The sequence below is a fragment of the Alphaproteobacteria bacterium genome (genome assembly GCA_025800285.1).
In the GTDB taxonomy this organism is placed as follows: Bacteria; Pseudomonadota; Alphaproteobacteria; order JAOXRX01; family JAOXRX01; genus JAOXRX01.
In genome coordinates this window covers 39,853-53,982 of the sequence record JAOXRX010000019.1, presented here as the reverse complement: position 1 = coordinate 53,982, position 14,130 = coordinate 39,853, and the positions used below count along the sequence as shown (strand labels likewise).

At 29.5% G+C, this 14,130-nt stretch carries 11 protein-coding genes; 4 read left to right on the top strand and 7 right to left on the bottom strand.

Annotated features, from left to right (window positions below; all coding sequences use genetic code 11):
- Both OIF36_00335 and OIF36_00330 read right to left on the bottom strand, forming a co-directional pair.
- Complete coding sequence (locus tag OIF36_00335) at positions 1–1,776, bottom strand: ABC transporter ATP-binding protein/permease (protein MCV6598919.1); 1,776 nt, start codon at positions 1,774–1,776, stop codon at positions 1–3.
- A gap of 103 nt (positions 1,777–1,879) precedes the next feature.
- Positions 1,880–2,884, bottom strand: a complete 1,005-nt coding sequence (locus OIF36_00330) for a glycosyltransferase (protein MCV6598918.1) — start codon at positions 2,882–2,884, stop codon at positions 1,880–1,882.
- Between the two features lie 348 nt (positions 2,885–3,232).
- On the opposite strand from OIF36_00330, the gene OIF36_00325 reads away from it, so the two are divergent.
- Positions 3,233–3,700, top strand: coding sequence for a hypothetical protein (locus tag OIF36_00325; protein MCV6598917.1), 468 nt, complete (start codon positions 3,233–3,235; stop codon positions 3,698–3,700).
- Positions 3,701–3,776: 76 nt separating this feature from the next.
- A complete protein-coding gene (gene truB / locus OIF36_00320; GenBank protein MCV6598916.1) occupies positions 3,777–4,637 on the top strand; it encodes a tRNA pseudouridine(55) synthase TruB in 861 nt (286 codons plus the stop codon).
- A gap of 31 nt (positions 4,638–4,668) precedes the next feature.
- Here truB and OIF36_00315 read toward each other — a convergent pair whose 3' ends face one another.
- The 3 genes from OIF36_00315 to OIF36_00305 all read right to left on the bottom strand — a co-directional run bounded on the left by OIF36_00315 (position 4,669) and on the right by OIF36_00305 (position 6,762).
- A complete protein-coding gene (locus tag OIF36_00315) occupies positions 4,669–6,048 on the bottom strand; it encodes a 3-deoxy-7-phosphoheptulonate synthase (GenBank protein MCV6598915.1) in 1,380 nt (459 codons plus the stop codon).
- Between the two features lie 145 nt (positions 6,049–6,193).
- Positions 6,194–6,442 (bottom strand): 50S ribosomal protein L31, encoded by a 249-nt coding sequence (gene rpmE, locus OIF36_00310; protein ID MCV6598914.1) that lies wholly within the window; start codon positions 6,440–6,442, stop codon positions 6,194–6,196.
- Positions 6,443–6,519: 77 nt separating this feature from the next.
- The gene (locus OIF36_00305) at positions 6,520–6,762 is read right to left on the bottom strand and encodes a NifU family protein (protein ID MCV6598913.1); all 243 of its coding nucleotides are present in this window, start codon (positions 6,760–6,762) and stop codon (positions 6,520–6,522) included.
- 94 nt (positions 6,763–6,856) lie between these two features.
- On the opposite strand from OIF36_00305, the gene mfd reads away from it, so the two are divergent.
- Together mfd and OIF36_00295 are read left to right on the top strand one after the other, a co-directional pair.
- Positions 6,857–10,264: a transcription-repair coupling factor gene (gene mfd, locus OIF36_00300; GenBank protein ID MCV6598912.1), complete on the top strand. Its 3,408-nt coding sequence runs from the start codon at positions 6,857–6,859 to the stop codon at positions 10,262–10,264.
- A 97-nt stretch (positions 10,265–10,361) separates the two neighbouring features.
- Positions 10,362–11,852, top strand: a complete 1,491-nt coding sequence (locus tag OIF36_00295; GenBank protein MCV6598911.1) for a hypothetical protein — start codon at positions 10,362–10,364, stop codon at positions 11,850–11,852.
- Positions 11,853–11,856: 4 nt separating this feature from the next.
- Here the strand turns inward: OIF36_00295 and OIF36_00290 are convergent, their stop codons facing one another.
- Both OIF36_00290 and cysS read right to left on the bottom strand, forming a co-directional pair.
- The gene (locus tag OIF36_00290) at positions 11,857–12,504 is read right to left on the bottom strand and encodes a hypothetical protein (GenBank protein MCV6598910.1); all 648 of its coding nucleotides are present in this window, start codon (positions 12,502–12,504) and stop codon (positions 11,857–11,859) included.
- Positions 12,505–12,607: 103 nt separating this feature from the next.
- On the bottom strand, positions 12,608–14,005 hold the full coding sequence (gene cysS, locus OIF36_00285; GenBank protein MCV6598909.1) for a cysteine--tRNA ligase: 1,398 nt from the start codon (positions 14,003–14,005) through the stop codon (positions 12,608–12,610).
- Positions 14,006–14,130: the final 125 nt, after the last annotated feature.

The window sequence follows — 14,130 nt, the reverse complement described above, 5'->3', positions numbered from 1 at the left end:
TTATTTATTATTATTATCAACAAAGTGAGTCTTATATAAAGACCTATACACTCCATTTTCTTTATTTATAAGATAATTATGATTACCTTTTTCTACTATTTCCCCATTATCTATAACTATTATTTTATCAGCATGCCTAATTGTTGATAATCTATGAGCTATAATTAAAACTGTTTTATTTTTTATTAAATTTTCTATTGCTTGTTGTACAACTTTCTCTGATTTATTGTCAAGAGCAGAAGTAGCTTCATCTAATATAACTATAGGAGCATCTTTCAAAAATGCTCTAGCAATTGCAATTCTTTGTTTCTGTCCACCAGAGAGAAGAGACCCCATTTCTCCAATTTGAGTATCTAAACCTTTTGGTAAAGAAGTTACAAAATCCTCTAAGCAAGCAGATTTTATTGCATGCATTAACTCTGCCTCTGTTGCCTTAGGTTTCCCTACTAACAAGTTTTTCCTAAGAGTCCCTGAAAACAAGAAATTGTTTTGAAAAACAACAGAGATATTATCTCTTAAAGAGTTCATCGTTAAATCTCTAATGTCATTACCATCTATTGTTATACTTCCTTCTTGTATATCATAAAATCTAGGTATTAAATTTACCAGTGTACTTTTGCCCCCTCCAGAATTACCAACAAAAGCAAATGTTTTTCCCATATCTATTTTTAAATTAATATTTTTTAATACAGGTCTATTGCCTACATATCTAAAGTTTACATCTTTAAATTCTATCCCTTGATTAACTGTTTTTAATACTTTTGCATCACTGCTATCATTAATAGCAGATTTTTGCTCTAGAATTTTAAACATTCTTTCCATAGCAATAAAAGATAATTGAACTGACCCAAATAACTTACCTATTTTTTTTATAGGTGTATATAACATCATTAATGATACAGTGAAAGAAACAAAACTACCCGGAGTAATATGGCCTTGTTCTATTAAAGAGCCCCCATACCAGATAACTCCCGCAATACCACAAGCAACAAGTATATTCATAACTGGAGATATTGCTCCAGTTCTTTTTGTTATTTTAATTTTTAGCTTAAAGAAATCATTTAAAGTCTTTTCAAAATCTTTTTGAGTTGATTTTTTTAAGTTATATGTCTGAATTATCTTATTACCATGAAACACCTGATTAAAATGAGTCAAAATCAATCCTCTGGAAGCAAATATTCCTTTTGTAGCCTCTGTTATCTTTTTTCTAACATTTGTTAATGGAACCATAGCCAAAAACAGAGCAATTAATGCTAAAATAGATAGCCTCCAAGAGTTTACAAACAAAACAACTATAAGAGCTATTGATGAACAAAGTCTAACTGAAAAAGTTTTTATATTTTGCAAAAGACCTGAACAAGCATTATCAACATTATTGTTAAAGTTAAAAATAATATCTCCTGAAGAGCTGTTATCAAAAAAAGCTTGTTCCCTATTTAACAACTTTTTAAACATTTGACTTTTAATATTTATGGATATCTTTTCTCCTACATAAGCATTCAAGAATGTAGAAACAAACATTAATATACTTTGGATTATCGTAATTCCTATTATTACAATAGGAATATAACTTGCTGAAACTGACTTCTCAACTAATACAGTATCCATAAAAGGTTTTAAAAGATAAGCAACCCCAGCTTCCAAAGCACCGATGGGAACACTCATAATCAAAGAGATTATAGCTGCCCACTTATAAGGCTTTATAAACTTCCACATCTTGCGGTAGTTTTTATACATAACAGTATTTATAATTTTTTTCTTTATAACCTTAATCATGCTATTGTCAAATAACCTTTTACTATAGTTTAACATTAATCTATGTTATATATTCTTTTAATTAAAATGTCCAGTTCTTTTAGATAATTAAAGTACAAAAGTACTATTTAAATCTAATAATATTTGCTATATTTCTCAAATTCTTCAAAAGAAGTTTTTTCTTTTTATTTTTTGCAAGTTCTTTTTTAACAAACTCATTGTCATGATTCATTACTAAATTATAGAATTTAACTTCAAAACCACTTCTAGAGCTCATAAATTCTTCAGTGAAAGTTTCAAATAACTTTCTTAACTCCTTTAAAAAATTATCCTTATTTAAATCACAGGTTTTTACTAAATGCTTATAAAGCCATTTGAAAGACTCTGTTTCTGATTGCTTACCAAACTCTTTATAAAACTCTATTACTTTTCTATAGATCTCTACTTCATAGAAAAAGCTCTTCTCCTCTTGACTATCATAATAGCTATTAGAGAAAGAATCTCCTATTCTAGTATAAAAGTAAGCCCCCGCATTAGATATTGAAATCCTATTAGCAAAATGAAATAATTGTATATTAAAGAGATGATCCTCAAACATCAAACCTTCAGCAAAATTTAATGAATATTTATTAAAAAAATCTCTTTTAAAAAGCTTATTGCATACACTTATTCTCATTTCATTCCATTTTATATCTTTAATATCATAAGATCCTTCATTAAGCTTTAACTTATTCTTCGAGCTAATGTTTTTATTCTCATACACACTAACAAGCTTATCGTTATATGAAAAATCTGCATCAGATTTTTTTAAAGCACTATATAATCCTGATATATAATTCTCTGATATATAATCATCCGAATCTAAAAAATAAATAAAACTTCCAGAGCTATTATTGACTCCAAAATTTCTAGAAAATGAAAGACCACCATTTTTATTATGATATATTTTAATTCTATCATCTTTTTGTTTATAATTTTCTAAAATATCAGCACAAGAGTCAGGAGAGCCATCATTAACACAAACTATCTCTAAATTTTTATAGTCCTGATTTATAACTGAATCTAAACATCTAGGTAAATACTTCTCAACATTATAGATAGGTATAACAACTGATATCAAATCATCCATATTAATCTAATCTCCATATTATATATTTTTTATATTATATACAATAAATCATTATAAATGTCTATAAAAAACTCTTTACAAGTAGACAAAAAAAGTATTAGCATAAAAAAGAGGAGTATTTATTATGATATTAATCAAATTTTTAAAAAGCCGCATGCAAAAGCTATCTTTATCTGATATAGCTTTTCTAAAATTAGCATGCATTAGCTTTGGCATAATGTTAGCATCAATTTTTCCTGAAGCACTATTAAGATTGAGTTGGAAAAGCTGGATAACAATCTCTATTATACTTATGCTAAAACCATTTTATAGTTTTTATTTAAAAAGATAATATGAAAGGAGTTTATTATGAAAATAAATAAAATTATTACTATGATAGCAGTATTAAGCCTATCAACATCCGTTTCAACAGCTATAGCTCAAAATAAAATACCTGCTAAAAACAGTCGACCATCATATAGACAAGAAAGAAAAGACTACCGTTCAGACATGAAATCTGAAAGAAAGAGCTATCGTTCAGACATGAAAGAAAGCAGAAAAGATTTTAAGCAAGATATGATGCAAGAACGAAAAGAATTTCAACAAGATATGATGCAAGAACGAAAAGAATTTCAACAAGACATGAAAGAAAAGCGAAAAAGCTATAAAGAAGAGATGATGGAACAAAGAAAATCTCGAAAAGAAGAGATGAAAGAGAGAAAAAGAGATAGAAAAACTCAGAAAAAAGAAAAAAGAATGGAAAGAAGAGATAATAGACAAAAGAATAAAATGAATAAAATAAAAGAAAGAAGAGGCAAAAGATTTTCAGAAAATTAAAATTATAAAAGCTCCTAAAAAAATAGGAGCTTTTATTTATCTTGTATAATTTCATTTTATATGATATTAAAAACTTATGGAAAAGATAAATGGATTTTTAGTTATATATAAGCCTTTAGGGATAACATCAAATCAAGCTCTAGGCATATTAAAAAGAGCTATAGGAAAACAAAAAATAGGACACTTGGGCACACTAGATCCTTTAGCAGAAGGTGTCTTGCCAGTAGCATTAGGAGAAGCAACCAAAGCGATACCCTACCTAACTAATAACAAAAAAACATATGAAATAAAAATAAAATGGGGAGAACAAACATCTACTGATGACACAGAAGGTGAAGTTATAAAAACATCAGATAATCGCCCTAAACTTCAAGAATTGAAAGAAGCTATAAATACTTATCAAGGAAAAATAAAACAAACACCTCCTAACTTTTCTGCTTGCAAAATCAATGGACAAAGAGCTTACGATTTAGCAAGACAAGGAAAAGAGGTAAAAATAAGAGCAAAAGATGTAGAAATATTTTCTATAGAAATATTGGATCACAATGAAGAAGAAAGTTCTATAAGAGTGTTTTGCAGCAAAGGAACTTATATGAGGTCTTTAGCTAGAGACTTAGGAGTTGATTTAAATTGTTATGGACATTGCACATCAATAAAGAGAACTCAGTCAGGAGACTTCAATTTAGAGCAATCTATAATGCCTGAAGATTTCACTAATGCAAATAAAAAAGTAATATCAATTTCGGAAGCTCTTAAAGATTTATACACATTAGAGCTAAACAATGAAGAAGCTAAAAAAATAAAAAATGGCTTATGTATAACAAAGTTAGAAAAAATTCAAAACATTGCATTAGCTATAAATAACAAAACCCCTATAGCTTTTGTGAAAGAAGTTGGAGACGAAAAAATAAGAGCAGTAAAAGTATTTAATTTATAAAAAAGGAGGTTATAAAACCTCCTTTTTTATTTTATATTGTGAACGAAGCTATATTTTTCTTCTTATTTGATTTCTTATTTATAATTTCAGCAACATCAAATGCCATTTCTAATGCCTGCTCATTATTAAGCCTCGGATCAACTTTAGTTTCATAATTAGCACTTAAATCTTTAAGATCACAAGAACCACCAATACATTCTGTGACTTCTTTACCAGTCATCTCTAAATGCATACCAGCAGGGATAGCTCCATTTTCTTGACAAACTTCAAAGAAAGCCTCTAATTCCTCTAATATATCAGAGAAAAACCTTGTCTTTGTCCCATCCTCTAAAGATTTACCATTTCCATGCATAGGATCAGAAATCCATGTAACATTTAAACCTTCTTCTTTAACCGCATTAATTAGTGGTGGCAAATCTTCTCTTATTTTATCTTTACCAAATCTAGCAATAAGAGTAATTTTACCTTCTTCATTATCTGGATTTATAGTCTTAATTAAAGATTTCAACTCATCAGGAGTTAAACTTGACCCGCACTTAATTCCAATAGGATTAATAATGCCTTTTAAAAATTCAACATGAGCACCATTAGGCTGTCTTGTTCTATTTCCAATCCATAGAAAATGACCAGAAGTATCTACTTTTTCACCTGTTAAACTATCTATTCTAACCATTGGCTCTTCATAATCTAACAATAAAGCTTCATGAGATACATAAAAATCCGCCTCTTTCACACTAACTTTTGAACCATCAACCATAACATGACCATTAGATAAAGAATCTAATATAGTCTCAATATCTGAAGCTAGCTCTTGGTATTTGGCTTTAGCTGGGCTATTTTTTACAGATTCTAAAAGCCACTTAGAAGCTAGATGCAAATCCGCATAGCCCTCTACTGCAAGAGATCTAATAAAGTTTAAAGTAGATGCTGATTGATTATAAGCTTCTAACATTCTTTTTGGATCAGGTATTCTTGATTCTTCGTTAAAATCATAACCATTGATAATATCACCTCTATATGAAGGTAAAGAAACACCATCCCTTGTTTCAACATCACTAGATCTAGGCTTAGCGAATTGACCAGCCATTCTACCAATCTTACAAACTCTTTTATCTGCTTTAAACATAAGAATTGCTGTCATTTGCAATAAATGAGCAAAAGTTGCTTTAATAGATTGAGTATCAAATGAGTCAAAGCTCTCCGCACAATCTCCACCTTGAATAACAAATCTTTCTCCCCTACCTGCTTCAGCTAGCTCTTTTTTAAGATTTCTAACTCCACCAGCAAAAATAAGCGGAGGCCTTTTTCTAAGCTTTGCCTTAACATCTTTTAACTCTTCTGTGTTTGGATATGTTGGCATTTGTATTCTTTCTTTTTCTTGCCAAGACTTCTCACTCCATTGTTTTTCCATACTTACCTCTTTCTTATGTTATAAAAAAAAGACCTTTTTTCAAAGGTCTTTTCTTAAAATTTTTGCAAATAGCTAAATTCTCAAACCGACCTTAATCGCTTTGTCCAAAAAAAATAGTTAAATGCAAAATAATTCTGTTTCATTATTATTTTTCTTCTTTCTTAGCTGATGCCGCAAACATTCCTGCGAATCTACCTTCGAATTTATTTCTTTGTGAAGAACCAACCACAACAAAATCTTTAGACTTTGTGTAAGCGGGATGGTTATTAGAATCAATATCTAGATGCATTTCATAACCTTCCTTAGCGCCCAACACAGAGTTAATTTCAACTACTTCACCTGTAGATAGTGTTACTTTCATTGGTCCATACTCTGGATGTATATTTTTTTTCATTTTTAGTTTCTTCCTTATTAATATAATTAATCGTTCTACTTTTATATAGTAGAACTAATAAAAAGTCAAGGTATTTTTTACAATACTTGCTCTACCTTTTTAACCTCTTCAATTTTTTCAGTTAAAATTCTTTCAACTCCGCCTTTTAAAGTCATTCTTGACATTGGACAACCAACACAAGCACCCTCTAACTGAACGAATACTGTTCCTGTTTCAGGATCGTAATCAATTACAGTAACATCTCCGCCATCATTTTGCATTGCTGGACGAATAGTTTCATCTAGTATTTTTTCGATCTCTAAAATTATATCTTTTGACATTTTAAGCCCTTTCTCTTAATTGCTTTATTTGTATAACATCATTTAAAAAAAATATCAATTGAAAAAAAATAAGTTTTAATATATAACTTTACTCATGTTTAAATTACACCTAGATTCTAAAGATAAAGTTACACAGAATATATACTCTGCATGCTCAAGTTCTAAAGTAAAAATGCTATCAGAACTTGCCTCAGACAGAGCGGTAATTTATATAACAAACCATGATAGTGATTGTCATAAAATTAAAGAGCAAGCTTTATTCTTTAATAAAGATGTTAATGTTGAAGTTTTCTCTGCATGGGATTGCTTACCTTATGATAGAGTATCTCCATCCATAGAGATAACATCATCAAGAGTATCTTGCTTAAACAAGATTATTAAAAACCAAAACAATGGCATTCTAATAATAACATCGATAAAGGCTATTAGTAGATTAATACCCTCTAAAGAAAATCTTTTCTCACAAAAAATTAAAACATATAAGATTGGAGATGTTGTAAATCTTGAAAAACTAAGGCAAGAACTTGATAAAAACTCATTTTTCGAAAGTAACACAGTTAGAGAATGTGGACAATTTTCCATAAAGAATAATATTATAGATATATACCTATCAAATGTAGAGCCTCCTGTTAGAATAATGCTACAAGGAGAAAAAATTATCTCTATTAAGAGCTTTGATCCTGAAAAACAAACATCTATAAAAAATATAGAATCTTTCTCTATATTGCCTATTAATGAATTAAACCTAAGTGATAAAAATATAGAGAACTTCAATAATCAATATAAATCAACTTTTTCTAATTCATTTAACGATCCTATATTAAAGGCTATAAATGAAAAGAGAAGAATTGCAGGAATGGAACATTGGTTACCATTTTTATATAATCAAATGAGCTCTATATTTGATTATTGTGAAAACTATGTATTCGCTTTAGAAGCTGATTACACATTGGCTTTAAACTCCAGACAAACAGAGATACAAGACTTATATCAATCTCGCTTAGATATGTTGGAAATAAGTTCTGAAAACAAATATAGGCCGATTCCTATGAAAGAAGCTTTTATAACAGAGGAAGCCTTTGAAAAACAATTAAAAAATAAAAGCACTTATATCTTTCATGATAACAAATCTGAAAAAGACAAAAGCTTCGATGCAGGATTTTCATTTATAGATGCTTTTACAAACACTAAAAACTCTTTTGAAGATATAAAAGATAGAGTAAATAATATAAAGAATAAAAAAACAATTATAGCTTGCTACTCTGAGGGCTCTAGAGATAGAATAAATTCTATATTAAGAGAACACGACATCAGCAACATCAAAAAAATAGATAACATTAGTGAAGCTAGAAAAATCTCTGTATCCTTAGCCATAACACCAATAAACAAAGGTTTTGAGAATAACGACTTCTATATAATAACAGAGCAAGATATATTAGGTGAAAGAATATCTAGAAAAGCAAAAAGAGAAGTTAAAGCTGATAACTTTATATCAGAGATATCAAATCTTAATGTTGGAGACCTAGTTGTCCATGCAGAGCATGGTATAGGTAGATTTGAAGGTTTAGAAGTTATCGAATCAATGGGGATTAAGCACGACTTTTTAAAAATAGTATATAAAGGTGAAGACAAACTTTTCGTTCCAGTTGAAAATCTAGACATGCTATCAATGTTTGGAGAAGAACATTGCAATCTAGACAAACTTGGAAGCTCTTCATGGCAAGCAAGAAAAGCAAAAGTTAAGAAGAACCTTTTTGCAATAGCTGAAGGCTTAATGAAAATTGCTGCAAAAAGGCAATTAAAGAAAGTAGAGAAACTTGAAATAAATCAAGGCGAATATCAAGAGTTTTGTTCAAAATTTCCATACAACGAGACAGAAGATCAAATTAAAGTTATAAATGAAGTTTTAGATGATATGCAATCAGGCAAAGCTATGGACAGATTGGTTTGTGGTGATGTAGGCTTTGGTAAAACTGAAATAGCTATTAGAGCAGCTTTTGCAATGGCAAAATCGGGCAAACAAGTAGCTATAATAGTTCCAACCACCCTGCTCTGCATGCAACACTATAAAAACTTCAAAAACCGCTTTATGCACTTTGGTATTAAAGTTGAACAATTATCAAGATTAGTAACACCAGCTCATGCAAAAAAAGTTAAAGCGGGACTCACAGATGGAACAATAGATTTAATAATAGGAACTCATGCCTTACTATCTGATAGTGTTAAATTTAAAAACTTAGGTTTATTAATAGTTGATGAAGAGCAAAGATTCGGGGTAAAACAAAAAGAGAAAATAAAATCAATAAAAGATGATGTTCATGTCTTAACATTAACAGCAACTCCAATTCCTAGAACACTCCAACTATCTCTAACTGGAGTTAGAGATTTGTCTCTTATCACAACCCCTCCAGTTGATAAACTAGCCATAAGAACATCAATACTACCCTATGATAGTGTAATAATCAAAGAAGCTCTATTAAAAGAGCATTATCGAGGGGGGCAAAGCTTCTATGTTTGCCCTAGAATTAAAGATATTCCTAAGATACAAAAAAGACTCGATACAATAGTTCCAGAGCTAAGCTACATAACAGCTACAGGACAATTATCTGGAAAAGATTTAGATGAGAAAATGTCAGCATTCTACAATGGAGAAGCAGATATTTTACTTGCTACAAATATTATTGAAACAGGTATTGATATCCCTTCAGCAAACACAATTATATTTCATAGAAGCGATATATTAGGATTATCTCAACTATACCAATTAAGAGGTCGTGTTGGCAGAGGCAAATACAGAGGATACTCATACTTTACATACTCAGAAGATAAGATTCTATCCGATAAAGCTAAAAAAAGATTAGAAGTTATTGAGACTCTTGATTCCTTAGGAGCTGGATTTCAACTATCTAGTTATGACCTAGATATAAGAGGAGCTGGAAACCTATTAGGAGAACAACAATCTGGACATATAAAAGAGGTCGGACTTGAAATGTATCAAAACATGCTTAGAGAAGCTGTTGAGCAAGTTAAAGCGGGTGGTAGCATTGAGGATATATCTCTAGATAATCATAGTGTAAATATTAATATTGGCATTTCTGTATTAATCTCTCCAGAATATGTACCGGATATGTCTTTAAGAATGAGCTTATATAAAAGAGCTTCTAAACTAGAAAATTTAAAAGAAATAAATGATTTCCATATAGAAATGATCGATAGATTTGGAGAAATGCCTGAGGAATTTAAAAACCTTTTAGAAACTGTTGAAATAAAGATATTAGCAAAAGAAGCTGGAGTAGCAAAAATAGAAGCTGGAAAGTCCGGAGGAAGCATAACACTATACGAAGAAAAGATAAAAGATTTTGATAAGTTAATTAATACTGTCATGACTAACCCTCTACTTAAAATACATCCAGACAACCAAATAAGTATTATTGGTGCAGGCTGGTCAGATAGTTGTAGAAAAATCCAAAGCATAAAAAAATTACTTAAACAGCTAAAATAAAAACACTTTTTTACAAAAAGTTGCATTATATTGAAATATGTGATATAATAGGTCTCGTTTTATTGGAAAAATCAATGTGACAGGACTATAACAGCTTATGGATAATGGCATCAATATATTTAAATTTAAAAGCAATGAAGAAATTGCAAAGAATGAAGAAAACATAAAAAATTTACTTCTATCATTGAGCAGTAATGACAATCTTCATCTTTATGAAAAAATAGATTTGATAATAGAAGAATTAAAGGAATCTTTAAGAGATTATCCTACTTCTAGAGCTATAATATATAATGGATTAGAATCATATATATGCGATTCTAATAATAATTCTGAATATGATGATTACTGCAAACATAAAATGATTCAAAGCAACATATTAAATAAAAAAATTCTAAAGAATCTTATAGAAAGCAATCAATACGGAGAAGTGTTTTTAGCAGAAATTTTTGAAAGTCTCTTAGGGAAAAGCTTAGATGAAGAAACTGACTTTGATTTTCTAAGAGAGAATTTAATAAGCCCTAAAACAACACATTATACGAAAATTAAAATAGCTAAATCTTTAAAATTTGATGAAAAAAAATTAATAGATATTATTAGAAAAGACGACTTATCTTTTGATATTAATAATGAACTATATAATAATTTAAGAGAAAAGGATAGTCTAAGAATTGAAACAAGGATTGTTCTTGAAAATAGAGTAAGAAATAGCATTGAAGTTTCTCCTGAAGAAAGAAGAAACATTGTAAACTTAAATACTATTTCTGAAGACACTGTAAAAACAATGCTACAATTTGAAACAAGTCAAATTGTTCAAGATGCTCTAGTTGATTACATTAAGCTATTATACAACCATACAACACTGCCAACAGCAGTTAAATCTATATTAAATAGCCTTGCAGCTGGAGAAGTTGAAGGCAGACCTATAAAAATAAGTAATCATTATAAAAAGAAAATTGTAGAGCTTCATATGATTGATGAGCCTGTTGTTAACAATATACTTTCAACAGAAAATGATGCAATTTTAAAATATACTTGTCTAGATTATTTAAAAGTAATAAATGATAGAGAAGGCAAACTATCAAAAGATACAGTCAATATATTAGAACACATGCTTAAAGAAGATTGGATAACAACTGAAAGAGTATTAAGAACAAAATCCATTTCTCCTAGAAGCACTGTTAAAATCCTAACCACTAATGCTCATCCTTTAGTCTTAAAAGCTGGGTGGGATTATTTATCTCATTTATCTAGTAAAAAAGAAACCTCTGAAGACTTCTTACCAAACCTTAAAACAAAAGAAGTAGAACTGTTGAAAAACCTATTCATTAAACACAATAGAAAAAACTCTAGACTTTTTAAGCATATACACAATACGGTTAATCAAAAGAAAAATAAAGAGTTATCTAAGAAGAATTTCTTTAACAACCCAAAACATAAAACTCATTCTGAGGAAATTAAACTGGTTTTTAAAGAACAGCCTAGACCAAATATGGTTCATAAAGATTTTAAAAAGATTGAGAATAAGCATAAAATACCTCATAAAATCATAATTAATGAAAAAGAAGTATTAAAAGGACCAAGTATATAGCATATTAAACAGCTATTCTTTCTTTATAAAAGTATCTCTCTGACATTATAAGTATTTTTTCATAAAACTTGCCAGTTTTAACAGCAAAGTCACATATAGATACTTTTTGTATCACTTGTTTCTTCCCATTAAAACCTTTTATATCTACTTCAAAACCATCTATTATTCGCCAAAAATCACTTATAGTTATTTTCCAAATACTATTAACTTCGTTTTTATCCCATTTTAGCTCAGATATTTCTCTATCAAACTCAGCCCATAAAGTATAATAAATTGATTTTTCTCTTAAACACCTTTGCCCTTTTATAAAGAGTCCTATTTCAAAACTTTTACCACCATTAACAATATTAGACAATTCTTTATCATAAATACCCACTCTTTTCACAAGCATCTCTTTTATTAATGACCTAGCAGAATGATGTTCATAATAGCAGGTAGAAAAGAAATCAAACTTGCCCTTTGATTTAAAAGAGTAATAAGAATTTTTCTGAATCAAAAATGTTGGCTCTTTGCAATTTTTAAACATTAGGATAATCCTTAAGGACTTATGCCAAAAATCGACATCTCTAGCTGATAGAGCATCTTTAAAATCAACTTTCCATTTAGAGCTTTGCTCTAGAACGTCAAAAACTTCAATTTTTCTGTCCTTCATACAACCCTTTTTCAAATAAAAAAACAAAATATAACAATATTTTATACCTTTATTAAAAAGGTTGTCAAGAAACTAAAAAAATATTAACTATTCATTAATAAATTTAAATCCTTGAAAGTTCTTGACCATCTTTTGTGTCTTTAACAGCAAACCCCATTGAAGCAATGTGATCTCTTATTTCATCTGACTTAGCCCAATCTTTATTAGCTCTAGCTTCTCGTCTTTGATCTAGCATAACTTGAACATCTTCTGGAATTTCTAAAGCTTCATCAACTTCAATTTCTGTTAATCCCAATGAAAATACTTTTTCAGCATTAGAAATCACATTTAACTTATCTTTTGCAGACAATTCAGCATCTTTTAATGCTTCCCACATTGTAGCCAATGCTCGTGGAGAATTAAGATCATCAAATAAATAATTATTAAACTTCAATATATAGCTATCTAACAATTCAGAATTACTATCTTCACTTACTTCTTTCTTTAGTTCTTTAATCTTTTTTACTAAATTATTATAAGTATTTTTAGCACTATCAAGATTCTCATAACTAAATATTAATTGAGTCCTATAATGAGCTGTTAAGCATAAATATCTATAATGCTCTGGCAAATACCCCTTCTCTTCTAGAGAAGAAACCGTAAACTTATGCCCTTTTGATTTAGACATTTTACCTTCTTTAAGGTTTAGGTGCTCACCATGCAACCAGAAGTTTACCCATTTTTTACCTGTATATGCCTCACTTTGAGCAATCTCATTTTCATGATGCGGGAATAGATTATCTACTCCACCGCAATGAATATCTATTTCTTCACCCAATGTGTCCATAGACATAACAGAACATTCTAAATGCCATCCCGGATACCCCTCTCCCCATGGAGAGTTCCATTTTAGAGCATGATCTTCAAATTTAGATTGAGTAAACCAAAGAACAAAATCAGATTGATTTTTCTTGTTTTCATCAACCTCAACTCTTTCTCCGTGATTTCTATCCTCTATCTTCTGACCTGAAAGCAGTCCATATCTTTTAAATTTAGATGTATCAAAATACAAATTACCTCCTGAAAGATAAGCATAGCCCTTTTCCTCTAAAGCTTTAGCAAAAGCAATCATTTTTCCAACATACTCTGTAGCTCTTGGAGTTTTAAACGGTCTCTCTATTCTAAGTTTTTTACAATCATTAAAAAACTTCTCTTCATACATCTTTGCTATATCAAGAACTGTAGTTTTAGCAGCTTTCGCAGCTTTAACCATTTTATCCTCTCCTGTATCTAGCTCGTCATTAGTTAAATGACCTACATCTGTAATGTTCATTACATGTTTAAGATCAAATCCTGCTAGTTCAATTGTTTTATGCAGAATATCTTCAAATATATAACTTCTCAAGTTACCAATATGAGCATCACTATAAACTGTAGGTCCACAGCAGTACATTTTAACGGTTTTACCGTCCATTGGTTGTAACTCTTCTGTTTTTCTTGTCATTGTATTATATAACTGCATATTTAATCCTTTCTTATTGTATATACATTTCTACATTATTTTTAAAAGTCTGTCAAAAGTTTTATACTTAAATATCTATAAATATTATCTTGAGTTATAAAAACTATATTTTTACTTTCCATTTT